Source organism: Salinisphaera orenii subsp. halophila YIM 95161, assembly GCF_003732545.1.
In the GTDB taxonomy this organism is placed as follows: Bacteria; Pseudomonadota; Gammaproteobacteria; order Nevskiales; family Salinisphaeraceae; genus Salinisphaera; species Salinisphaera orenii_A.
This window is the reverse complement of sequence record NZ_AYKF01000088.1, coordinates 69,698-91,999: the sequence shown is the minus strand read 5'-3', so window position 1 is coordinate 91,999 and position 22,302 is coordinate 69,698. Positions and strand designations below refer to the sequence as shown.

General features: G+C 66.0%; 26 protein-coding genes. 11 read left to right on the top strand and 15 right to left on the bottom strand.

Annotated features, from left to right (window positions below):
* Positions 1-59: 59 nt before the first annotated feature.
* The gene (locus SAHL_RS17550) at positions 60-320 is read left to right on the top strand and encodes a hypothetical protein (protein ID WP_148045546.1); all 261 of its coding nucleotides are present in this window, start codon (positions 60-62) and stop codon (positions 318-320) included.
* Here the strand turns inward: SAHL_RS17550 and SAHL_RS10630 are convergent.
* From SAHL_RS10630 to SAHL_RS10620, 3 genes are all read right to left on the bottom strand, one after another.
* Entirely contained in the window at positions 268-570 is a 303-nt protein-coding gene (locus tag SAHL_RS10630) for a hypothetical protein (RefSeq protein ID WP_123591391.1), read from the bottom strand. The genes SAHL_RS17550 and SAHL_RS10630 overlap by 53 nt on opposite strands.
* Positions 567-1,055 carry a hypothetical protein gene (locus tag SAHL_RS10625; RefSeq protein WP_123591390.1) on the bottom strand — a complete coding sequence of 163 codons (489 nt, stop codon included), beginning with the start codon at positions 1,053-1,055 and terminating at the stop codon, positions 567-569. Before SAHL_RS10625 ends, SAHL_RS10630 begins: the two co-directional genes overlap by 4 nt.
* A 106-nt stretch (positions 1,056-1,161) precedes the next feature.
* Complete coding sequence (locus SAHL_RS10620) at positions 1,162-1,482, bottom strand: helix-turn-helix domain-containing protein (protein WP_123591389.1); 321 nt, start codon at positions 1,480-1,482, stop codon at positions 1,162-1,164.
* Between the two features lie 102 nt (positions 1,483-1,584).
* On the opposite strand from SAHL_RS10620, the gene SAHL_RS17545 reads away from it, so the two are divergent.
* Positions 1,585-2,139 (top strand): hypothetical protein, encoded by a 555-nt coding sequence (locus SAHL_RS17545; protein WP_148045545.1) that lies wholly within the window; start codon positions 1,585-1,587, stop codon positions 2,137-2,139.
* Positions 2,105-3,091 (top strand): hypothetical protein, encoded by a 987-nt coding sequence (locus SAHL_RS17540; RefSeq protein ID WP_148045544.1) that lies wholly within the window; start codon positions 2,105-2,107, stop codon positions 3,089-3,091. The genes SAHL_RS17545 and SAHL_RS17540 overlap by 35 nt, the downstream gene beginning before the upstream one ends.
* A gap of 50 nt (positions 3,092-3,141) precedes the next feature.
* Here the strand turns inward: SAHL_RS17540 and SAHL_RS10610 are convergent, their stop codons facing one another.
* Positions 3,142-4,026 (bottom strand): LysR family transcriptional regulator, encoded by an 885-nt coding sequence (locus tag SAHL_RS10610; protein ID WP_123591387.1) that lies wholly within the window; start codon positions 4,024-4,026, stop codon positions 3,142-3,144.
* Positions 4,027-4,182: 156 nt separating this feature from the next.
* Here SAHL_RS10610 and metE point away from each other — a divergent pair, with 156 nt between their 5' ends.
* Complete coding sequence (metE, locus tag SAHL_RS10605; protein ID WP_123591386.1) at positions 4,183-6,456, top strand: 5-methyltetrahydropteroyltriglutamate--homocysteine S-methyltransferase; 2,274 nt, start codon at positions 4,183-4,185, stop codon at positions 6,454-6,456.
* Positions 6,457-6,557: 101 nt separating this feature from the next.
* Here the strand turns inward: metE and SAHL_RS10600 are convergent, their stop codons facing one another.
* The 3 genes from SAHL_RS10600 to SAHL_RS10590 all read right to left on the bottom strand — a co-directional run bounded on the left by SAHL_RS10600 (position 6,558) and on the right by SAHL_RS10590 (position 7,951).
* On the bottom strand, positions 6,558-6,836 hold the full coding sequence (locus SAHL_RS10600) for a Txe/YoeB family addiction module toxin (RefSeq protein WP_123591385.1): 279 nt from the start codon (positions 6,834-6,836) through the stop codon (positions 6,558-6,560).
* Positions 6,817-7,089, bottom strand: a complete 273-nt coding sequence (locus tag SAHL_RS10595) for a type II toxin-antitoxin system Phd/YefM family antitoxin (RefSeq protein WP_123591384.1) — start codon at positions 7,087-7,089, stop codon at positions 6,817-6,819. Before SAHL_RS10595 ends, SAHL_RS10600 begins: the two co-directional genes overlap by 20 nt.
* A 112-nt stretch (positions 7,090-7,201) precedes the next feature.
* Positions 7,202-7,951 carry an NAD(P)H-dependent oxidoreductase gene (locus SAHL_RS10590; RefSeq protein ID WP_123591383.1) on the bottom strand — a complete coding sequence of 250 codons (750 nt, stop codon included), beginning with the start codon at positions 7,949-7,951 and terminating at the stop codon, positions 7,202-7,204.
* 92 nt (positions 7,952-8,043) lie between these two features.
* Here SAHL_RS10590 and SAHL_RS10585 point away from each other — a divergent pair, with 92 nt between their 5' ends.
* Together SAHL_RS10585 and gltX are read left to right on the top strand one after the other, a co-directional pair.
* Complete coding sequence (locus tag SAHL_RS10585) at positions 8,044-8,946, top strand: LysR family transcriptional regulator (protein ID WP_123591382.1); 903 nt, start codon at positions 8,044-8,046, stop codon at positions 8,944-8,946.
* A gap of 81 nt (positions 8,947-9,027) precedes the next feature.
* Positions 9,028-10,470, top strand: coding sequence for a glutamate--tRNA ligase (gene gltX / locus SAHL_RS10580; RefSeq protein ID WP_123591381.1), 1,443 nt, complete (start codon positions 9,028-9,030; stop codon positions 10,468-10,470).
* 16 nt (positions 10,471-10,486) lie between these two features.
* Here the strand turns inward: gltX and SAHL_RS10575 are convergent, their stop codons facing one another.
* Positions 10,487-11,176, bottom strand: a complete 690-nt coding sequence (locus tag SAHL_RS10575) for an HAD family hydrolase (protein ID WP_123591380.1) — start codon at positions 11,174-11,176, stop codon at positions 10,487-10,489.
* Between the two features lie 90 nt (positions 11,177-11,266).
* On the opposite strand from SAHL_RS10575, the gene SAHL_RS10570 reads away from it, so the two are divergent.
* The 3 genes from SAHL_RS10570 to SAHL_RS10560 all read left to right on the top strand — a co-directional run bounded on the left by SAHL_RS10570 (position 11,267) and on the right by SAHL_RS10560 (position 13,318).
* Complete coding sequence (locus SAHL_RS10570) at positions 11,267-11,581, top strand: ArsR/SmtB family transcription factor (protein WP_123591379.1); 315 nt, start codon at positions 11,267-11,269, stop codon at positions 11,579-11,581.
* Between the two features lie 5 nt (positions 11,582-11,586).
* A complete protein-coding gene (locus SAHL_RS10565; RefSeq protein WP_123591378.1) occupies positions 11,587-12,582 on the top strand; it encodes a cation diffusion facilitator family transporter in 996 nt (331 codons plus the stop codon).
* 544 nt (positions 12,583-13,126) lie between these two features.
* Positions 13,127-13,318, top strand: a complete 192-nt coding sequence (locus SAHL_RS10560; RefSeq protein WP_123591377.1) for an acetyltransferase — start codon at positions 13,127-13,129, stop codon at positions 13,316-13,318.
* A gap of 111 nt (positions 13,319-13,429) precedes the next feature.
* On the opposite strand, the gene sat is transcribed toward SAHL_RS10560, so the two are convergent.
* The 7 genes from sat to SAHL_RS10525 form a co-directional block, all read right to left on the bottom strand.
* Positions 13,430-14,614, bottom strand: a complete 1,185-nt coding sequence (sat, locus tag SAHL_RS10555) for a sulfate adenylyltransferase (RefSeq protein WP_123591376.1) — start codon at positions 14,612-14,614, stop codon at positions 13,430-13,432.
* Between the two features lie 145 nt (positions 14,615-14,759).
* Positions 14,760-15,197, bottom strand: coding sequence for a ferric iron uptake transcriptional regulator (gene fur, locus SAHL_RS10550; RefSeq protein ID WP_123591375.1), 438 nt, complete (start codon positions 15,195-15,197; stop codon positions 14,760-14,762).
* A 79-nt stretch (positions 15,198-15,276) separates the two neighbouring features.
* Entirely contained in the window at positions 15,277-16,611 is a 1,335-nt protein-coding gene (locus SAHL_RS10545; RefSeq protein WP_123591374.1) for a dihydroorotase, read from the bottom strand.
* 71 nt (positions 16,612-16,682) lie between these two features.
* Positions 16,683-17,537 carry a 6-carboxytetrahydropterin synthase gene (locus tag SAHL_RS10540; protein ID WP_123591373.1) on the bottom strand — a complete coding sequence of 285 codons (855 nt, stop codon included), beginning with the start codon at positions 17,535-17,537 and terminating at the stop codon, positions 16,683-16,685.
* Complete coding sequence (locus SAHL_RS10535; RefSeq protein ID WP_123591372.1) at positions 17,534-17,788, bottom strand: Trm112 family protein; 255 nt, start codon at positions 17,786-17,788, stop codon at positions 17,534-17,536. The genes SAHL_RS10540 and SAHL_RS10535 overlap by 4 nt, the downstream gene beginning before the upstream one ends.
* 366 nt (positions 17,789-18,154) lie before the next feature.
* Entirely contained in the window at positions 18,155-18,469 is a 315-nt protein-coding gene (locus SAHL_RS10530; protein ID WP_123591371.1) for a DMT family transporter, read from the bottom strand.
* A complete protein-coding gene (locus tag SAHL_RS10525) occupies positions 18,466-18,789 on the bottom strand; it encodes a DMT family transporter (protein ID WP_123591370.1) in 324 nt (107 codons plus the stop codon). Before SAHL_RS10525 ends, SAHL_RS10530 begins: the two co-directional genes overlap by 4 nt.
* Positions 18,790-18,892: 103 nt before the next feature.
* Between SAHL_RS10525 and SAHL_RS10520 the strand changes: the two genes are divergently transcribed.
* Positions 18,893-19,498, top strand: coding sequence for a TetR/AcrR family transcriptional regulator (locus tag SAHL_RS10520; protein WP_123591369.1), 606 nt, complete (start codon positions 18,893-18,895; stop codon positions 19,496-19,498).
* Positions 19,499-20,123: 625 nt separating this feature from the next.
* A complete protein-coding gene (locus tag SAHL_RS10515) occupies positions 20,124-22,301 on the top strand; it encodes a TonB-dependent receptor (protein ID WP_123591368.1) in 2,178 nt (725 codons plus the stop codon).
* The last annotated feature ends 1 nt before the right edge of the window (position 22,302 follow it).

Genomic DNA, 22,302 nt, shown 5'->3' with positions numbered 1-22,302 from the left:
ACCCGCCTTCGCTATAGTCGGCGGTGCCAACCAGACCGAGCACGAAGGGAGTGCCACCAGTGAAAGAGAAAGACCGCAAAGCGCTTGAGAGCGTAGAAAAAGAGATACGCGGCATGACCGAGCAACAAGCGACGCGTGCCATTGGCGAGCACGCCGTCCGGCTGATCGCGGCCACAGGCGACGTATCGACCGAAGCGCTCATCGAGTCGCTGTCGCATGAGGCCCAGTCGGGCAATGACATGACGCGCTTGAGAGCCGAGAAAGCCATCAGCGATCTCCGCTCAGCGTGCCGCGATGGAGATAATCCAAATGCGCGCTAAGCGCCATCGCGCGCCGCGACGCTTCGTTCGGTTCGAGTGCGGCCAGTTGTAGCCGAATAACTTCGGACCACATCGCCGCATGCGCGACGTGGAACGCTCGACCCCCGGGTGGCCAACCGATCGGAAGGTGGCCATCGACGATGAGTTGCTTGAACGCGGCGCTCATCGCATCGAAGGACGCGGTCGGCCCGCCGGCTTGTTCGACGATTCGGTGGGCCGTCTCGTGGGCGATATCGTTGAGCTGGCTCATGCGTCACCCCCGTCGAACAGCGCCAGCTCCTGGGCGACGGCCTTCTGCACGTTCGCCCGGTGTCCGGCCAGCGCGGTCATGGCTTCGGTCAGCGCGCGGATGGTGGCGTTGGAGGCGTCTTCGGTGGGCGCCTCGGTGAAGCCGCGCAGCTGCTGCACGGCGTCGTTGAGCTGGTTCTGCAGGTCGAGCAGGTCATCCCGGGAGGTCGCGCTCCCGCGGGGGATGTCGACGAGCAGCTTGTGGGCGCTGTGCGCCAGAAAGGCGGTCACGTAGTGGCAGTCGCAGGCCATCTCGAACGGCGGGATGCGACGCGACGGGATCGAGCCGTCGCTCATCCACTTGTAGATCACCCATTCCGAGATGCCGTTGAGGTCGGCCACTCGCTGCACGGAGCGATTGTGCTTGTGGGCGGCGTAGTCCAGGCAGAGCCGAAGGGCTTCCTGCATGGAGTTCGGCTGCCGTTTCTTCCAACGCTTGGCGGTCATTGGAGGCTCCTCTGAAAGGCCGGCGCAAAACGCCGGGGCGCGGCTGCATCTATCCGGCCGCCCAAAGCCGCGCGATATTGAGGGCGTACACACACAACTGAGTGCCTCATGCCGCACTTTCCTGCGCATCCGCCGGCGACGGCGCACCACAATTGGTATATTTCGGCGAGCGGCCGCGCTTTGGGGTGCCGTCGGCGTGGTAGCGGCTGGGCCAGACCTGGCGCGGCTGACGACCAATGGCGGCGGCCACCAGGCGCTCGGCGCGAGGCCACGGCTGGTGCAGGCATTTCTGCAGCGATTGCGCCCCGAGCCCGTGATGCACGGACAGGCGACGCAGGCTCCAGCCCGCCTTCTCGAGCGCCGCCTTGATGTCGGCCGGATGCCAGTCCCCGCGGGCTGGTTTTTTTGAGGTAGTTCGCTTCGTCATGGGTACAAAGCTACGGCACATATTCTAGCTGTGCAAGCACTTTTTCTAGTTCCGATTCTCGATTCCCGCTGCAGATGTTCTATATTTTTATAAGGCGTTGTTATGAAAAATAAAAACAGAGAATCGGAACCGGATTCAGAGAAAAAGAACGCGGTTCCGATTCAGCTAACCGGAATCGGAACTAGAATTTCCGCAGCCAGCGAGCGGATAGGAACTAGAAAAAAAGCTGCGGCCGCCGCCGGCATTACGCCAGACCAGCTCGCTCGCTATATCAGGGAAGACAATGAGCCTCGCTTTCTCCCGATGGCACGCCTGTGCTCTGAGGCGCGGATCAACCTTGAATGGCTGGCGACCGGCACCGGCGCTCGCGACGCGGACACCAGCTACGCCACGGGTCAAGCACCGGCCACGCAAGTCGATACCGTCATTGATGCCGACATTCTGGCCGACGTGCTCGCCGCGCTACGCGCCCGCCAGGATCGCACCCGGCGGCGCTGGCAGCCGGCCCACGAAGCCCGTATCGCCGCGCAGATCTATCAGTACTTGATCGAGGAGGAGCAGCCCACCGCCGAGGACCGGGCCCGGGTGCTCAAGCTCGTCACGGCCATAGTCGAGGGGATCAGTGAAGGGACGGACACAACGCAAGGAGACGATTGAGGCGCTTATTTCCAGCGCTGACGCGGCGGCGGGCCCGCCACCGGCGCAAACCGACCGCACGATCGGCGACGTCAGCATCGGCGATATAAAGGCCGGCAGTGCCGTGACGATCGTGATCGGCGGCGACAGCGCCCCATCGAACGAGATGGCCGATCAGGATTCAGCGGATGACGATGAGCCGCCGGCGTGGGGCCGGGACATCATCGATGAGGTGCGGGCCAATTCGAGCCGAATTGAAGATCTGTTAAACGCGGCGGAAAGGCGCGCCGGTCATTCTCAATTCAATTGGCGAAAATCCGCTATCAATGCGCGAGTCGCAAACCAAGATGCGCGGCCGGCACAGCGTGAAAGCGACGCCGGCAGCCCTGGGCCTGCAATGCGCCACGTCGAACAGGCGAGCTACGCGGGTTATTGCCTCTGGAGCGTCCTGCACCGGCAGCAGGCGCAGCTCGATGGGTTGATGGCGCAGTGCCGACGGTTCGCCGCAAATGCCTGTCATACGGCGTGCTTGAGCGCTCTGTCGGTATTCTGGGCCCCATCCCGCTGCGTTGACGCCCTACGCGATAACGCCGCCCGCGCCATGCGCATTGGTGCGGCTCACGGCAAATCCAATACCAGCCAACGCCAAATTATCCGCACCCAAAATATCGGTAGTTATCGGTATATCTCGCCTATCCCTCAGCTCTCAAACCCCGTGTCCCCGCACAGACGCGTCGTGCGGACGCCGCGTCGGCGACCGCACATCGTGTGCGGCACGGCGCGAGTCGCTGATCGTGGCGCGCCACGATCGTCGAGGCCGGCAAAGCCGCAACGCCGCAGCGCGCCCATGGTCGATCGTTCATCTGCGGCCCAACCCGGCGAGCCGAGCGCTGTGGCGCCAATGCAGCGTTGTCGCACGCTGGCGCAGAATGACTGCGCGGCGCGCAGGACGCCCGGCCTCTTGCCCGCATAGTCAATTTCAGAAAGAGCTTGGTGCGGGCTCGCATGAAGCGTTAGCCGGCCCTACGCGGTCTCGCGGGCCAGTTCCAGAAATGCGTCCACATGCTGGTTGCTGCGGTCCGCCGCACGCACGCCCAGATGGATCTGCTTGGGGATGCCGTGCCGCCCGAGAGGCACCGTGGCGATCGACAGCCGGTTCGCGTATTCGTCGATCAGCCACTTCGGCAGTGCGGCCACGCCGCGTCCGGCCGCGACCAGCTGCAGCATGATGTCAGTGGATTCGACCGTCTTGTGCTCGCGCGGCCCGCTGCCACCGGGCGTGAGCAGATAGGTGTAGATGTCCAGCCGCGCCGGGTTCACCGGATAGGCGAACAGCACCTGGTCGGTGAGATCGGCCGCATCGATGAATTCGCGCCGCGCCAGTGGATGATCGCGGGCCACCGCCAGCACCTGCTCGTAGTCGAAGACCGGTTCGAACAGCACGCCGGCCGTGTCCACCGGATCCGGTGTGACGAGGATGTCGATGTCGTGATTGGACAGGGCGTCCATGCCGCCGAACCGGAACTGTTGGAAAACGTCGATATCGACGCCCGGCCAGTCTCTCAGATACGGCTCGACGACCTTCAGGAGCCACTGATAGCAGGGGTGGCATTCCATCCCGACGCGCAGTGCGCCCTGCTTGCCGGCCGCGTACTCGGCGAGCGTGGCGTCCAGGCGCTCGAACTGCGGCACCAGGCGGCCGGCTTCCGCCAGCAGGTATTCGCCGGCGGCGGTGAGACGCACGCGGCGTCCCTCCCGCATCCAGATCCGCGTGCCGGACTGATTCTCCAGTTTCTTGATCGCGTGGCTGAGCGCCGACTGCGTCAGATGCAGTCGGCGGGCCGCGGCCGTGATCGAACCTTCGCGTTCGATCTGGCGCAGGATGTTGAGGTGCATGCGTTCGATCATGGCCGGGCAAAATATGAGCGAATATAATTGAACTAGTATTATAAAGCATTTTTATTCATGCATGACGCAGTCTACGCTGTCCGCCTCCATTGCTGAGCGCTCTCGGATCCACTCGTGGCCGCGGCGCGCTCGATACGCCACGCTGCAGAGGGTCTTATGACCGTATCCCACAACCTGGGCTTCCCCCGTATCGGCGAACGCCGCGAACTCAAGAAGGCGACCGAGGCCTACTGGAAGGGCGATCTCGATTACGCCGGGCTCGAGGCCGCGGGCGCGGAACTGCGCCGCGCCAACTGGGCCAAGCAGCAGGCGGCCGGCATCGATCTGATCCCGTCCAACGATTTCTCCTTCTACGATCAGGTCCTGGGCCTGTCGTGTCTGATCGGCAACGTGCCCGAGCGTTTCGGCTGGAACGGCCGCGACATGAATATCGACGTCGCCTTCGACATGGCGCGCGGCACTCAGGGCGCGATCGCCTGCGAGATGACCAAGTGGTTCGATACCAACTACCACTACATCGTCCCCGAGTTCACCAAGAACACGACGTTTGAGCTCGTCGGCTCGAAGATCTTCGACGAGTTTGCCGAGGCCAAGGCACAGGGCATCGTCACCAAGCCGGTGATGGTTGGCCCGGCCACTTATCTGACACTCGGCAAGGTCACCGACGGCTCGAATCTGGACAAGTTCGATCTGGCCGATTCGCTCATCGAGGTCTATGTCCAGATCGCCGAGAAACTGGCCGCGGACGGCGCCGAATGGCTGCAGATCGACGAGCCGATCTTTTCGCTGGACCTGAACGACGCCCAGCGCGCGGTCATCGAGAAGGCTTATGCGCGGCTCGCGCAGGTCGACGGCATCAAGATCATGGTGGCGAACTACTTCGGCGAGCTTGCCGACAACATGGAGCTGTTCACGTCGCTGCCGGTCGAAGCACTGCATATCGACGCGGTGCGCGGTATCAAGGAGGCCGAAGTCGTCGCTGCGCGGCTGGACGACGAGAAATATCTGTCCGTCGGCATCATCGATGGTCGCAATATCTGGAAGACCGATCTGGAACGCGCGCTCGCCACGATCGAGACCATCAAGGGCGAGATTGGCGCGGGGCGTCTGATCGTGGGCCCGAGCTGTTCGTTGCTGCATTCGCCGGTCACCCTGCGCAGCGAAACCAAGCTCGACGACGAGTTCAAGAACTGGCTCGCCTTCGCCGAAGAAAAACTCGACGAGATCGTGTTCCTGGCCAACGCCGCCGACAGCAAGCTCGACAAGACCATGCTGGCGGACAACAAGCAGGCGATGGCCGATCGTGCGGACTCCGCGCGCATCCACGACGCCGCGGTCAAGCGCCGCGCCGCCGCGGTCGCCGACAAGGACCGCCAGCGCGGCTCGCCCTACGCCGAACGCGCGAAGAAACAGCACGCCAAGATGAACCTGCCGGCCTATCCCACGACCACCATCGGCTCGTTTCCTCAGACCCAGGAAGTGCGCAAGGCCCGCGCCGCCCACAAGAAGGGGCGCATGTCGGATGCCGAGTACGACGCCTTCCTGGAAGCCAAGATCGCCGAAGCCGTGAAAATGCAGGAAGACATGGGCTTCGACATGCTCGTACACGGCGAATTCGAGCGTAACGACATGGTCGAGTACTTCGGCGAGCAGCTGGCCGGCTATGCGTTTACCAAGTTCGGCTGGGTGCAGAGCTACGGCTCGCGTTACGTGAAGCCGCCGATCATCTTCGGCGACGTGTCGCGGCCCGAGCCGATGACCGTGAAATGGTCGAAATATGCCCAGTCGCTAACGGATAAACCCATGAAGGGCATGCTCACCGGCCCGGTGACGATGGTGCAGTGGGCGTTCGTGCGCGACGACCAGCCACGGTCCGAGACCGTCAAGCAGGTCGCACTCGCGATCCGCGACGAGGTGGTGGATCTGGAAGCCGCCGGGCTGGCCGCGATCCAGATCGACGAGGCCGCGTTCCGCGAAGGCCTGCCGCTACGCCGCGCGGACTGGGATGCCTACCTGAAATGGGCGGTGGAATCGTTCCGGATTGCGTCCTGCGGCGTGGCCGACGACACCCAGATCCATACCCATATGTGCTACTCGGAGTTCAACGACATCATCGAGGCGATCGCCGACATGGATGCCGACTGCATTTCCATCGAAACCTCGCGCTCGCAGATGGAGCTGCTGGATGCGTTCGTGGCCTTCCAGTACCCGAACGAAATCGGCCCGGGCGTCTACGACATCCACAGCCCGCGCGTGCCGGAAAAGCAGGAGATGATCGACCTGCTTAAAAAGGCCACCAAGGTGCTGCCCGCCGAGCGGGTGTGGGTGAACCCCGACTGCGGCCTCAAGACCCGCGGCTGGGCCGAGGTCGAGCCCGCGCTGCGGCACATGGTCGACGCCGCCCGCGAGCTGCGCGACAGGGCCGCCTGATCTGAAAAGACCTGTCGCGGGGGCAGGTCGGATCGTAGCGCTGCCGCCCCGGTTAGCCGGGGCGGTTTCCCCTGCGGCGGGGTATTCGTCAGCGTCATCGATCATCCGTCGATACGGTCGTAATGGCCGCCGATCGCAAGGATATAGATCGCTTCATCATCGAAGCGATAGATCAGGCGATCTTTCTGCGACAGCCGCCGTGACCAAAGGCCGCTCAAGTTGTGTTTGAGCGCCTCCGGTTTGCCCGTACCGGTCGTGGGATCGTCGGTTCGGATCAGTTCCTTGAGAATACGGCACAGCCTGCGATGCAGGCGCTTGTCCTCGGCGCGCATCGTTTCATAGGCGAGCCAAGTGCGGCCTTCAAAGACCAGTGATCTCACGCATCTCGTCCGCGCTGGGCGTATAGCCCTTGCCTTGCGTATGCGTCTCAAGCGATTCGCCAATCTGACGCATGAGGTCGCTGTTCTGGAGCACGTAGAGACTTTCCTGCTCGCGCTCCCAGTCTTCGGCACTGATGACCACGAAGCTTTCGCCGCCGCGCCGTGTGACCTTGAGTGGGTTGTGTTCGGTCGTCACGCGATCGACCAGCGACTTGAGATTGTCGCGAAAGCGGTTGACGCTGATTGAATCCATTCTCGAATTTAGATGTACGGACTGTCCGTACGATTATACGTACTGCGTGTGGGCCGGCAACACGTTAGTTCTGTGCGTATACGCCTGAATACGGCGTCGCCTCGGCTGCTAGTCACGGCCCCCAACGCAGCGGATGATCCGCCCGCAGCACGCCGTCGTCATCCCAGTCCCGCCAGCCGGTAAACGGGATCGGTGTGGTCCCGTCGAGCGTGTTCAGCCGCTCGGCCCACGCGTTCTTGCGCTCTTCGAGATGCCGTTCGAAGGCGTCGCGTTGTGCATAGGCGATCCCGCCGCCCTGAACGCCGTGGGTGACGAAGGGCGGCAGCACGTCGAAGCCCATGTAATGCAACGAGTAGTGGATGGGCCAGAGCAGGCGCTCGATCGGCCCGCCGCGGCCGTAGCGCGAGAACGTCTCGGTCGGGCCGCCGGTGGTCACCGACAGCAGGGCGCGTATGCCGCGGAAGTGGCCTTCGTCGTAGCGCTTGCGCCCGGTGTAGAGCTCGCCGTAGACGAACACGCGGTCGAACCAGCCCTTGAGGATCGCGGGCTGGGCATGCCACCAGAGCGGGAATTGCAGGATGACCAGATCGGCTGCTTCGAGCCGGTCGATCTCGCGCTGCACGTCGGCGGGGCGGCTGTGACTGGTGCCGGCATAGCGTTGTTCGGTCAGCGCCGAGAAGTAGTCCGGATCGGCGCGCGGGCCGTAGTGACGCGGGCTTTCGAGCGGGTCGAAGCCTTCGGCGTACAGGTCGGATACAGTCACGCGGGCGCCGTTGTCGGCGAGCGTCTGCCTTGCCGTCGCGGTGAGGGCGGCGTTGAACGAGCGCGGCTCGGGGTGGCTGTGAACGATCAGGGCATGCATGGCGGTTCATTGTCGGTTGAAGTGGGACTGCAACGATGGGCTTATCATCCGTGCAGTGGAATTGCCGATGAATGAAAAATGGGTTTGCAGAAATGCAAGATAGCCTGGGCTGGGAGGAGCTGCGGTTGACGCTGGCCATCGTGCGCAGCGGTTCGCTTGCGGGCGCGGCGCGCGCACTGGACGTAAGTCACGCGACGATTTTTCGGCGCCTCGAATCATTGGAAAAACGCATTGGCGTACGGCTGTTCGAACGCGCACGTGGCGGCTATACGCCCACGCCCGCCGGCGAGGATATGGCCGCCGCCGGCGCGCGCATGGAGCAGGAGGTGCTCGGCGTGGAGCGCCGTGTCGTGGGCCGGGATCTGCGCCCGTCGGGCACCGTGCGGCTGACCACCACCGATACGCTGTTCGAGGGTCTGGTCGCGCCGATGCTCGGCCGTTGCCGGGCCGAGTATCCGCAGATCGCGCTCGAAGTCGCGATCTCCAACGAGACTTTCAATCTATCGCGTCGCGATGCGGATATGGCGATCCGGCCGATCGCCGAGCCGCCCGAGGCGCTGATCGCTTACCGCCTGGCCCGCGTGGCGCTGGCGGTCTACCGGGCGCGCGATGCGGACGAAAACGCAGCCTCGCAATGGATCGGCCTGGACGACAGCGTGAGTTTTCCGGCGTTGAACGCCTGGATGCAGGCCCAGGGCGCCCACGCGCGCTGCGATTATCGCCTCGACACCATGCAGGCCATGCAGTCCGCCCTGCGACACAGCGATGCACGCGCCGTATTGCCCTGTTATCTGGGCGACGCCGATCCGACGCTGGTGCGTATCGGCGCGCCCATCGCGGCGCTCGCGACCGATCTCTGGCTTTTGATCCACCCCGACCTGCGCCGGGTGGCGCGCATGCGTGCGGTGCGCGATCTGTTGATCGACGGCTTCGCCCGGGGCGACGTCGTGCAGCAGCTCGCGGGCACCGCGCAGGCGGATCGAATGTCGACATGAGCAACCGGCGCCCGGGCGCGGGCCCCGGGCGCCGGTTGCTAAACTACGCGCCTTTCACGCCCCGTTGCCCAAGGTGTATCGATGAGCGTCGTCACCCGTTTCGCCCCGTCCCCGACCGGTTATCTGCATATCGGCGGTGCGCGTACCGCGCTGTATTCCTGGCTGCACGCCAGGGCCAGCGGTGGCCCCGGCGATGGACGATTCGTGCTGCGTATCGAGGATACCGACCGCGAGCGCTCCACCGATGAAGCCGTCCAGGCGATTCTCGATGCCATGGCCTGGCTGAATCTCGAACACGACGGCGAGATCTATTACCAGACCCGGCGCTTCGATCGTTATGCCGACGTCATCGACCGGCTGATCGACGAAGGCAAGGCGTATCGCTGCTACTCGAGCGCGGAAGAAGTCGAGGCCATGCGCGAGGCCGCGCGTGCGAAAGGCGAAAAGCCGAAATACGACGGCACCTGGCGGCCGATGCCGGGCAAGACGCTGCCCGAGCCGCCGGCCGGGGTCGATCCGGTGATCCGTTTTGCCACGCCGCTGGACGGCCATACGGTGATCCACGACCTGGTGAAAGGCGATATCACCATCAGCAACACCGAACTGGACGATCTGGTCATAGCCCGCGCCGACGGCTCGCCCACTTACAACTTCTGTGTCGTTGTTGATGATATGGATATGGGCATCACCCATGTCATTCGCGGCGACGACCATGTGAACAACACGCCGCGCCAGATCAATATCCTGAAAGCGCTCGTGGGTGACGACGGTGATCTGCCGGTTTATGCCCATGTGCCAATGATTCTCGGCTCGGATGGCAAGCGTCTGTCCAAGCGCCACGGCGCGGTCGGCGTGATGCGCTATCGCGAAGAGGGCTATCTGCCCGAAGCGCTGCTCAACTATCTGGTGCGCCTGGGCTGGGCGCACGGCGATCAGGAAATCTTCACCCGCGAGCAGATGCTCGCGCATTTCGATATCGAAAACGTACAGGGCGGGGCCTCGACCTTCGACCCTGACAAGCTGCTGTGGGTGAACCAGGAACATCTGAAGATGACCGCGCCGCAAGACCTGGTCGGTGAGCTGCGCTGGCATCTCGCGCGCCTGGGCATCGACGGCGTGGACGACGCCCGTCTGACCGAGATCGCGGCGATCCAGAAGGGCCGCTGCAAGACCGTGCGGGAGATGGCCGAGCAAAGCCTGTTCGTGTTCCAGCCGGTGACCGAATACGAGCCCAAGGCGGTCAAGAAACATATCAAGACCGCGACGCCCGACCTGCTCGCCCAGGTCCGCGACGGCCTGGCCGCCCTCGACGACTGGAACGGCGAGGCGGCAAGTGCCGCGGTCAAACAGGTGGCGACCGATAACGAGGTCGGCATGGGCAAGGTCGCCCAGCCGATCCGGATCGCGGTGACTGGTGGCCCGGTTTCGCCCTCGATCGACGATACGCTGGCGTTGCTCGGCCGCGATGAAACGCTCACGCGCCTCGATGCCGCGGTCTCCGAATTCGCGGCGTTGAAAGGCTAGAGCAGCGCGGAGTGGGCTAGCGCAGCGCGTCCAGTTCGGCGAGGCTGGCGACCGTGTGATCGGGCACGATCGCGGTATCGTTGGGCCGACCGTCGCGATTGAGCCAGACCGAGGTCGCGCCCACGGTGTTGGCCCCGGCGATATCGGTTTCCAGCGAATCGCCGATATGCATCGTTTCGTCGGCCCGGCATCCGAGCCGTTCGAAGGCATATTCGAACAGATCGGGCGCGGGCTTGGGGCGATGCGTGTCGTCCGCGAACGCGATCACGTCGAAGCGATCGGCAATGCCCAGATGCTTCGGGTGTGTATTGCCGTTGGAAAGCAACGCCAGGCACAGGGCGGGATCGAGGCTCGTGAAAAGCGCGGCCGTATCGGCATATAGCGGCGTGGTGTCGAACCGATGTTGCAGATAGGCGTCATAGAGCTCGGCGGCGAGCGCGTCATCCGGGGCGTCGTATTCGGCGAGCAATGTCTGGAACGCGCGGCGGCGGATCTCGGCGAACGACAGGCCCGCAGCGCCTGGATCGGCGAGCAGCCGATCGCGGATGGCGATCATCGGCTGGATATCGGCGAGCGTATCGGCCATCTGCGGCCGCCGCTCGATAAGCAGTCGCCGCGTGGCGTCGAGCGAGGCGCGCATGCCCGCCTCGAAATCCCACAGCGTCATGTCGCCGTCGAAGCTCAGCAGCCGATAGTGCGAACGCATGGCTTCGGGGCGCGGCGGCAGGCAATGAAAGGCGCAATACCATAACAGCGGTGTGGTCGATACAATGCTTGTTCAATTGTCGAGGTACGCATGACGACCACTTATCTTGAACTGCAGGTTCTGAGCACCGGCCAGACATCGCGCCTGGCCGAGATGTTTCGCCTGTTGGGCGAGCCCAACCGCCTGTCGCTGGTCTATGCCTGCCTCGAAGAGCCGCAAAGCGTGCAGACGCTGGCGGCCGATATCGATATCTCGATGTCGCTGGCAAGCCATCACCTGCGGCTGTTGCGCTCTGCACGCCTGTTGCGCGCGGAGCGCCGCGGCAAGCAGGTGTTCTATGTCGCCGCCGACGCGCATGTGCAACGCGTGCTGCGCGACATGGTCGAGCACAGCGACGAGGAGTAGTAGCCATGGCCCATACGCACGACCACACACATGACGGCGGACACGGTCATGCCCACCACGACCACGACCACGACCACGACCACGACCACGACCACGGTGGTCTTGGTGGGCATCATCATCACGGCGGCAGCGGTCGCGTGCTGGTGTTCTCGCTGCTGCTCACGCTGTCCTTCGCCGTCGTCGAGGCTGTGGGCGGCTGGTGGGCCGATTCGCTGGCCCTGATGTCCGACGCCGGGCATATGTTCACCGACAGCTCGTCGCTGGCGATCGGCGCGCTCGCGGCCTGGATGGCCAAGCGCCCGGTGTCCAAGATGCATTCGTTCGGTCTTCAGCGTGCCGAGGTGCTGGGCGCGCTGATCAACGCGGTGCTGATGATCGTGGTGGTGGTCGCCATCGCCGTGTCCGCGATCGAGCGCTTCGCGGAGCCGCGCTCGGTGGCCGGCGCGCCGGTGATGATCATCGCCGCGATCGGGCTGCTCATGAATATCGGAGTGGCGGTGATCCTCATGCGCGGCGAGCAGACGATGAACGTGCGCGGCGCGCTCATTCACGTCATCGGCGACCTGCTCGGCTCGGTGGCCGCGCTCGCGGCCGGTCTGATCATCATCCTCACCGGCTGGATGCCGATCGACCCGCTGCTTTCGCTGCTGGTCAGCGTACTGATCCTGGTCTCGGCGGTGCGGCTGCTGCGCGATGTGGTGCATGTGCTCATGGAAGGCGTGCCCAAGGGCGTGGACGCCGGTGCCGTCGGCCGCGAGCTCGCCGATGTGGAGGGCGTGCGGTCCGTTCACGACCTGCATATCTGGAGCCTCTCGTCCAGCCAGCGTGCGCTGGCCGCCCACATCGAGATCGCGCGGCTGTCCGAGTGGCAGGCGATCCTGCCGCGCCTGCAGCGCCTGCTGGCGGACAAGTACGCGATCACGCACACCACGCTCCAGCCCGAGGACCGGGCGACCGCACGCGACTGCGTCTGCGAGCCGGACTGCGGCATCGCCAGCTAGTGCCCTGTCGCACGATTCATCGTATTGTTTCCGGCGTGTTTCGCATTATGGCACCTCAGCCACGGCCATGAGCCCCGATACCGCGCCCTGCCCGACGCGAACAGTCAGCCGGGATGCATGCCGCGAACGCGCGCCACGGCGCGTGAGAGTCTGTCGGCGCGACCCGCGTATGGCGCGCCGGCAGACGACGCTCGTGCAGCACAGGTCGCCGGGCGCGTCGTGCCGTCGTGCTGCCGGAGCCAGAGGCGATCCCGGTAGCCGGTACCACACGAGCGGCCCTGCGGGTTGCCTCCGAAATCGTGCCCGGCGGTGTCGGGTGGTTCGTCCCGGGCGCCGAACAGGGACGGCGCCGTGGGTCTGGCGGGATCACGGAGCCTGTGGCAATGCGATCCGCGCGGGTCGGGGCCAGGCCGCGGATGACCGCGAGATGGAGCCGGGCGGGCGCAGGCGCCGGATCATCCGTCGGGGCCGCGCCGGGGCGGCGTTCTGGCGTCGGCCCGCGGTCGCCCGGGAACACGGTGCATGCCGAAGGAGGAGGAACGCGATGAACGACTCAGAACGTCTGGCGCTTGCCGAACGTATCCGCGAGGCCTGTATCGCTGCCGCGCTGGAAGGCTACGAGGACGCGGCGGTGTCCGGGCTGTGCGGCGAGGGCGCCCTCGAGGTGGCGATCAGCACCATGCGCCGCCTGGATCTGGAGAGCGTGCTGGCGGCCGGCGCCGACGATACGGCGTGACGCCCCGCCGCCAGCCGCCGCCAGCTCGGCAGGCGTACGGCCGAACGCGGCGGCCCCGGTTTCCACGCGGATGAAAGCGGCGGGCCATGACGACCCGCCGCCCGCGCCGGGCTACTTGCTCTGGTAGTAGTCCATCAGGATCTCTGCGACCTCGGGCCGGGAGAATTCCGCCGGCGGAGCCTCGCCGCGGCCCAGCATCTCGCGCACCGCGGTGCCGGAGAGCAGCACGAAGTCGTCCTTCGTGTGGTCGGGCACGTCGCGCATCATCACGACCTTGCCGAGCTTCTTGGAGAAGGCAGTGTGGTCGGCGGCGAAGATCTCGATCTCCAGCGCGTCGTCCGGCACCCGTTCCTCGAAGATGGTCTGGGCGTCGAAGGGGCCGTAGAAATCGCCCACGCCGGCATGGTCGCGGCCGACGATGAGATAGGAGCAGCCGGCGTTCTGGCGGAACACGGCATGCAGCACGGCCTCGCGGGGGCCGGCATAGAGCATGTCGAAGCCGTAGCCGGTGATCATCACCGTGTTCGGCGGGAAGTAGACGTCCACCATCTTGCGGATGGCGGCGTTGCGCACGCCCGCCGGGATGTCCCCGGGCTTGAGCTTGCCGAGCAGCATGTGGATGAGGATGCCGTCGGCGCCGGTGGCCTCCAGCGCCATCTTGCACAGCTCCTCGTGGGCGCGGTGCATGGGGTTGCGGGTCTGGAAGGCCACGACCTTGTCCCAGCCGCGTTCGGCGAATTCCTCGCGGATCGAGCCCGCGGTGCGGAAGGTCTCGTGGAATTCGGTCTCGAAGTAGCTGAAGTTCAGCACCTGGATCGGGCCGTGGATGACGTAGCGGCCCAGGCCGTTGAACGTCGCCACCCCGGGGTGCGCCGGGTCGTTGGTGGCAAAGATCTGGCCTGTCAGGGTTTCCAGCTCGGCGTCGCTGAATTCGTCGATGCCCTCGATGTCCTGCACCGCGATCACCGGCTCGCCCTCGACGTTGGGGTCGCGCAGGGCGATGCGGGCCGCGCCCTTGATGGGTTCGATGTCGTCGGCGACGTTGAGCACCGGCACCGGCCAGAACAGGCCGTCGGTGGTGCGCATGTGTTCGCCGACCGACAGCGCATCGGCCTTGCTCATGTAGCCCGTCAGCGGGTTGAAGTAGCCTGCGCCGAGCATGACGGCATTGGCGGCCGCGGCCGAGGACAGCGTGATCGACGGCAGCTCGTGCGCTTCCTGGAGCAGCTGGCCGTGGGCGGTCTCGTCGGCCACGAAAAGCGGATTGAGCGTGTCGGAACCGTGCGGTTTGATCATGGCATCGCGTCTGCGTTGATGAATGGAGCCCGCGCCCGCCGCGGGTCCGCCCCGCCGGCACGAGAAAAAGCGCGGCCGGACCGCGCTTTCGTCTGAACGGGACGGATTCTAACGCAAGCCGGCGGGCGGCGCCGGCCGGGCGGCCTCAGGAGGGCTTCTTCTTGCTGGTGTTATTCTCGCAGTTGTCCGCCTGGCATTCGCCGTAGAGCACGAGCGTGTGCTTGGACAGGTCGAAGCCGGATTTCTGCGCGACGTCGCGCTGGCGCTGCTGCATCTCGTCGTCGAAGAATTCCTCGATCTTGCCGCACTTCACGCAGATCAGGTGATCGTGCGGGCCCTGCTCGAGCTCGAACAGGGCATGGCCGTCCTCGAAGTGGTGGCGGATGACGAGCCCGGCGTCCTCGAACTGCGACAGCACGCGATAGATGGTGGCCAGGCCGATGTCCTCCTCGTCCTCCATGAGCAGGCGATACACGTCCTCCGCGGACAGGTGGTCCTGCTTGTTGCTCTGGAGCACTTCCAGGATTTTCAGGCGCGGCAGCGTCGCTTTGAGTCCGGCTTTGCGCAGATCGCTGGATTGCATGGCTCAACACCTCGAATGTGGCGGGCGGTCGCGCATCGTTGGACCGCCGCGGCGCTGAATGATTCGGATTCAGCCGGGCTCATCGATCGTACGTCAGCGCGCGACCGATACAGCCTCGGCTAAGTTTACCTTCATGATAGGCCAGTTGGCCAGATACGAAAGTGCTCGTGACACGGCTTGTGAAGACGTGTCCCGCGAACGGCGACCAGCCGCATTTGGCGTGGATGGGCTCGTCGTCCACCGCGGTCCGGCCGGCCATGTCCACCAGCACCAGATCCGCCCAGTAGCCTTCGCGGAGGTAGCCGCGCCCGGCCACCCCGAAACGCTCGGCGGGGTTGTGCGCGGCCTTGGCGACCAGCTGCTCCAGGCTGAAGTGACCGGCCGAGACGTGATCCAGCAGCGAGATCAGCGCATGCTGGACCAGCGGCAGGCCCGCCGGTGCCTTGAAGTAGGCGTTGGCCTTCTCCTCGGCCTGATGCGGGGCGTGATCCGTCGCCAGCACATCGATGCGGTCTTCGGCCACGGCTTTCAACAGTGCCGCGCGATCGGCGGCGGTCTTGATCGCCGGGTTGCACTTGATCAGCGTGCCGCGCGGGGCGTAGTCGCTGTCGTCGAAGAACAGATGATGCACGCAGGCCTCGGCGGTGATCTGTTTGCCGGCCATCGGTCCGGGCGCGAACAGGTCGAGCTCGTCCGCGGTGGTGATGTGGAGGATGTGCAGATTCGTGCCGTGCCGGCGCGCCAGGTCGACCGCCTTCGAGGAGGAGGCGTAGCAGGCCTCGCGCGAGCGGATCACCGGATGCTGGCTCATGGGCACGTCCTCGCCGTAGTGATCGCGGGCCCGCGCGGCGTTGGCCTCGATCATCGGCGTGTCCTCGCAGTGGGTCAGCACGGTCAGCGGCGAATGTTCGAAGATCTGTTCGAGTGCTGTGTCGTCATCGACCAGCATCCGGCCGGTGGAGGCCCCCATGAAGATCTTCACGCCCGCGGCGAGCGAGGTGTCGAGCGCCTTGATCTGCTCGATGTTGTCGTTGGTGGCGCCGAAGTGGAAGCCGTAGTTCGCGCTGCAGCGGCCCGCGGCCAGCGCGTGCTTGGCCACCAGCGCGTCGTGATCCACGGTCGGCGGCTTGACGTTGGGCATGTCCATGAAGCTGGTGATGCCGCCGACCACCGCCGCGGCCGACTCGCTGGCCAGGTCGGCCTTGTCGGTGAGGCCGGGCTCGCGGAAATGGACCTGGTCGTCGATCATGCCGGGCAGCAGGAACCGGCCCGCGGCGTCGATGACCTCGACCCCGGCCGGGGCATCGATGGCGGCGGCGATCTTCTCGATGCGGCCGTTGCCGATCAGCACATCGGCCTCGCGGCGTTCGCCCTCGTTGACCAGGCAGGCGTTGGTGATCAGATAATCGCTCATGGCGGCAGCGCTCGTCGTATGGCGGGGCTCAGTTTAGCGCCCGCCGCGGGGTCGCGGCAGGGCGTGCGCGTTCACGCCGGACCGCGGCACACGATCGCGCCCTTGCCGACGCCTTCGTAGGCGCGGACCTCGAGGTGTCGGTCGGGCAGCTCGGCGGCGAGTGCGTCGGCGATGTGCGCGGCGATGTTCTCGACCGTTGGCGGCCCGTCGAGGAGCACGCAGCGCCCGGCGTCGATCGTCAGCGCGAAGCGTCCCTGCGGCGCGACGTAGTCGAAGTGGTGGCGGCCGTCGGCGTCGCGGCGGGCGAGATCCGCGCGGTCGCCGATGAACACCCCCTGCCAGTCCTCGGCCCAGCGTCGGGCCCGCGCCGGGTCGTCGCGGCCGTCGACCGCGATCGCCAGCCGGCAGCGATGGCCGTGCCCCATGCGCTGGCAGTTGCCGTCGTGGCTGCGCAGCCCGTGGCAGTAGTGGTAGGCGGCGCCGTCGATGGCCTCGGCCCGCAGCGACAGCTGCAGATCGTCGATGTTGTCCGGCAGCAGCGGCGCGATGCGGTCGGTGAGCCAGTCCGCGAGCAGCGCCGGGCCGATGCGCTCGGCGTTGAGCAGCGCCACGCCCTCGGCCGGGCCGGCGTAATCGATGTGGGCGCCGCGGGTGGTCGTCAGACGCAGGTCATCGCCGTGACGTGACAGCCCCGGCGCCCGCAGCGGGACCAGCAGCCGGTGGTCGAGGCGTTCGTCGATCGCCCGCTTGAGCAGACGCCGGGCGGGACCGAAGTCGAACAGCATGCCGTGGGCGTCGCGCGTGCCCGACAGGCGGGCGTCGACCAGCCAGGTGCGGCCGTCGAGGCCGGTGTCCGGATCCAGAACCCCGCAGTCGATGTGGGTGACCTGCTCGACGAACAGATCGACGGTGTCGCCCGGCTTCACACCGCGTCGGAGAGGTCGATGCCGCGCTCGGGCAGCATCACCGGCAGGTCGTCGTCCACGCGATAGGCGGTGATCCCGTCGGCGGTGATCAGCGCGGCCTGCAGGGGGCGATCCACCGGGCTGCCGTCGGCATAGTGGGCGCGGCCGGCCTCGATCGCCGCGTTCAGGCGGGACAGCGTCCCGGCTTCGGCCGGTGCGACCGCCGCGCCGGTGGCGGGGCAGACGAGGATGTCGAGCAGTTGCTTGTCCACGAAACGGCCTGAGCGGTCGGGTGATGTGCGGATTCTAGGGCCTGTTGACGTTTTGTACGAATCCGCGCCAAGCGCTTCCTGAAAATTTGATCATGGGCGGCAAGAGGAGGCGTAGTGCGCGCCGTGCAGTCACTCTGCACCAGCGTGCGACAACGCTGGATTGCCGTCGTGTCGTTGATTTTCCGGGCGCTCGTCCCGAAGGATTGGGCCGCTCATGAAAGATCGACCAGGGGCGCCCGGCGGCGTTGCGAGCCTGTGCCGCGGCACGCCCAGAGCCGGCGGCTCGCGCCTTGCCGGACACGATTTGCGGTCGGAAACCAAAGCGTTCGGACGATACGTCAACATACCCTGGCACTGCGCCCGGCCTCAGACCGTGGCCTTCAGGCCGGCCACCGCGATCACGATCGCCGCGATGCAGGCCAGTCGCGCCGGGCGCGCGGAATCGCCCCAGCAGACGATGCCGACGACAGTGCTGCCGAGCGCGCCGATGCCCGTGAACACACCGTAGGCCACGGCCATGGGAATATCGGCCATCGCGAGTCGCAGGCAGGTCAGGCCGAGGCCGAAGCCGAGGCCGCCGAGGACCAGGCCGGTGGCGTATCGGCGCCGGGTCAGGCGCTCGAAGCCGGCCACGCCCACGATCTCGAAGCCGCCCGCGGCGAGCAGCAACAGCCAGCTCATCGCCGGGCCCCGGTGGACGTGAGCTTGAGCCCGATGACGCCGCCGATCAGCAGGGTCAGGCAGGCCAGCGCCGCAGGGCCGAGCGCGTGCCCGAAAACGGCCGCGTCGAGCATGGCGGTGCCGGCCGCGCCCAGACCCACGAACACCACGTAGACGGTGGTGGCCGGCAGACGGCGGGCCGCACCCAGTGCAAGCGCGAAACTCGCGAGCACGCAGGCCGCCGTCGCCAGCCAGTCGAGTGCGCCGTCCGCGGCCTTGAGGCCGCCGACCCAGCCCACCTCGGTGAGCGCGGCGGCGACCAGCCATGCCCAGGATCTCATCGCATACTCCGGATCAAACGAATACGAACTAACGGTCGTTAGTATAGGGTCGTCACAGGCAACTGCAAGGGCCGCAAGGCCGCGGCCGGGTTAAGATGCCGAGATGTCCAGCTCGACCCGCGTGCCCACCGCCGATCGCATCCACGACACGGCGCTGCGACTGTTCGCTCGCCAGGGCTACGAGGCGACCACACTCGGCCAGATCGCCGATGCCGTGGGCATCCGCAAGCCGTCGTTGTACAACCATATCCGCAGCAAGGAGGCGCTGTTCCTCGCGCTCGTGGAACGGGTCGAGGCGCGCTTTTTCGAGATCCAGGACGCCAGCCTGGCGCGCCATGCCGACACCCCGGTCGAGACACGCCTGCGCGCCCTGATCGAGGATCTCGGCGCCTTCATCTTCGCCGAGGACCAGGGCAGTTTCTACAAACGCTTCCTGCTGTTTCCACCGGAGCCGCTGCGGGCGGCGATCCGCGAGATCAACGCCCGCAGCGAGGCGCGCATCGACGCGGCGCTGGAGGCGCTGCACGCTCAGGGCGTGCGCGAGAACGTCTGGCCGGGGCTGGCCTGCCGGACGTTCACGGATGCCTTCTACTGCCTGATGGACGGGCTCTACACCGAGCGTTTCATCTACGACGAGGCGGAGTATCGCCGCCGGCTGGATTCGGCCTGGCAGGTGTTCCGGGCCGGGCTGGTCGGCGCGCGTTCCTAGCGGCTGTCACCACGTCTCGAGAACGCTGCGTCAGAGACTGCACGGTCTGCTGCACGGCGCGGTCGCCGACCGCGGCGCCGCGATCAAGACATGCAACGCCGCGGGTACCCGTTCGCGAATGGCCCATGGGCGGACCGACCCGGCCGTCCGAGCGCCTCATCAAACGAACACACTACGGCTATCAGCGTTGCGGCCCGCTGGCGTGACGTGACCGTGCGGCACGTGCTGCATCCCGTTCCGCCGCGCGATGGCGACCCGGCGCGGGGGCGCATGAGCCGTCGCCAGGTCATGGCGTCGCCGCAGACGCGCCCCGACTGGCGCTTCGTCTCGCGCGGGTCGCCGGCTCGGGCCACCGATGGGGAGAACGCTGGCAGCCAAACTGGCCCGGCCCCGATGCCGGAAACGCAGTCGCGACACCCCGTACCGCTTAGTCTCCAGCGCCGGCGACCACTGTCGGGTCGCTCACCGAACGGGAACGAGGGCGCGCTGCCGGCCCTGCCCGGACCTTGCCCGAACCCTTATTCGAGCGTGGCGCGCGTTCGCCGCGATCGAGGCTTGATTGAAACGTGATAATATAACAATATAGATCGCGTCTCAGGACCGCCACTCGCCAAGGGAACATTTCATGGGGGCATCGCCTACGCGCCGGCGCCACGTCGGCATTGCCGGCCTGGTTGCTGCAACGTTATTTCATTCGTATGCCGCAGCTCAGGACGCGGATGGCTCCGCGGCGGAATCGCTCGGGGCCCTCGATGCGCCGTCAACGGCGCGTGCGCTCGGCCCGATTTCGGTCACCGGCGCGCCGCTGCCCGGCAGCCCGCTGTCGCAGGCCGCCGATGTCGATATCGTCGATTCCGATGCGATGGAAGCCCAGGGCGCGACCAACCTCGGCGAAGCGGTCGACGAGCTGGCCGGTGTGAATTCGATCAGCACCGGCAACAGTGTGGGCAAGCCGGTCATCCGCGGCCTGTCGGGCGAGCGTATCAAGATCCTGTCCAACGGCGTGGGCGTGGATCACCAGCAGTTCGGTGTGCGCCATATGCCTACCACCGACACCTTCCTGCTCGATCGAGTGGAAGTCGTACGAGGCGCGTCGAGTGTGCTCTACGGCTCCAGCGCGCTGGGCGGCGCGATCAATCTGCTGCCGCCGGAGATCGCTTGGGATACCCCGGTCGAAGGCGAAACGCTCACCCGCTATTCCACCAACAACGACCAGTGGGATACCGGCATCAAGGCCACCGGCGGCAACGGTCGCTTCGGCTATGCGGCCGGCATCATTCGCCGCAGCGCGGGCGATATCGAAACCCCCGACGAGCCGACCTATTTCCCGCCGCCGCCGGCCGAACGGTTCAGGGATGCCCCGGCCTATACCGGCAAGCTGGGCTATACCGACTTCGACCAGGTCAACGGCGACTTCGCGCTCGGCTATCGCGACGACGACGGCGGCCAGTGGACCGCACGCTATTCGCGCTTCAACGACGAACACAACTTCCTGCTGCCGCCGCCGGCCGGCAATCTGGCGCCTGCGGCCGGCGAAGAAGGCGTGGGCCAGTACATCGACAACGAACAGATCGAGCTCGCCGGCGAGAAACAGGTTGGCAGCATCACCTGGAAGCCCAAGCTGGTCTGGCAGAACAACCGTCGCCGCTCGAACGCCGCCGGCACGCCGCGCGTGGCCGGTTTCGACAACGCCATCGATATCGAATTCGATCAGTACACGGCACGTCTGGAAGGCCAGCACGGCCCGGTGCTCGGACTCGACGGCGGCACGGTGGGTATCGAATACGTGACCAAGGACCAGGTCTCGCGCGGCACCACCCAGCTGTCGCCGGGCGGCACGGTCGACAACGCTGCGATCTTCGCGTTCGAGGAGAAGGGCATCGGCGATCTGCTGCTGCAGGCCGGGCTGCGCTACGACCATCACAAGGTCGAGGGCGAGGCGTCCAAGACGGCCAACCCCTCGGCCAGCGTGGTCGATGCGGACAAGCAGTCCTACGATGTGGTCACCGGCTCGCTGGGCGGCATCTACAGCCTCACCGATCGGCTGTCGGTCGCGGCCAACGTCGGCCGCGGCTTTCGTGCCCCGAGCCTGTTCGAACTGTATGCAGCCGGCCAGCACGGCGGCGTCGCGGCATTCCAGGTGGGCGATCCGAACCTCGAAGAGGAAACGTCGCTGAATACCGATCTGTCACTACGCTGGGCCTCCGACACCGTGCGGGCCAAGGCCACCGTCTATCGTAATACGATCGATAATTACATCTTCCTGCGCGATACCGGCGAAACCATGGCCGGCCTGCCGGTGTTGGCGAACGACCAGACCGATGCACGGCTGATCGGCGCCGAGTTGTCGATCGAAGCCGATGTGAGCGATGCCGTCACCCTGTCGCTGACCGGCGAGACGGTCGACGGTGAACGCCGCGACAACGGCGACGAACTGCCGCTGCTGCCGGCCGACAGCGTCAGTCTCGGCGCGGATTTCACGCCCGCCAGCGAAGGCTGGCTGCGCGATCCGCGGGCCTCGGTCAAGCTGAGCTATTACGCGTCGAAGGACGCCGCGCCGGGCGAGCCGTTCGCCCAGTTCGACGAGGCGCCGTTCGGCTCGGCTTCGACCGACGACTACTATCTCGTCGATCTCGGCGCCGGGTTTTCACCGCAGATCGCCGGCCAGACCGTGCATCTCGACCTGGCGATCAACAACCTGCTCGACGAGGACTACCGCGGGTTTCTCGATACCTACAAGGGTTATGCGCTGTCGCCGGGGCGTGATATCCGGCTGACCGTGCGTCTGCCGTTCGGAGGCTAGC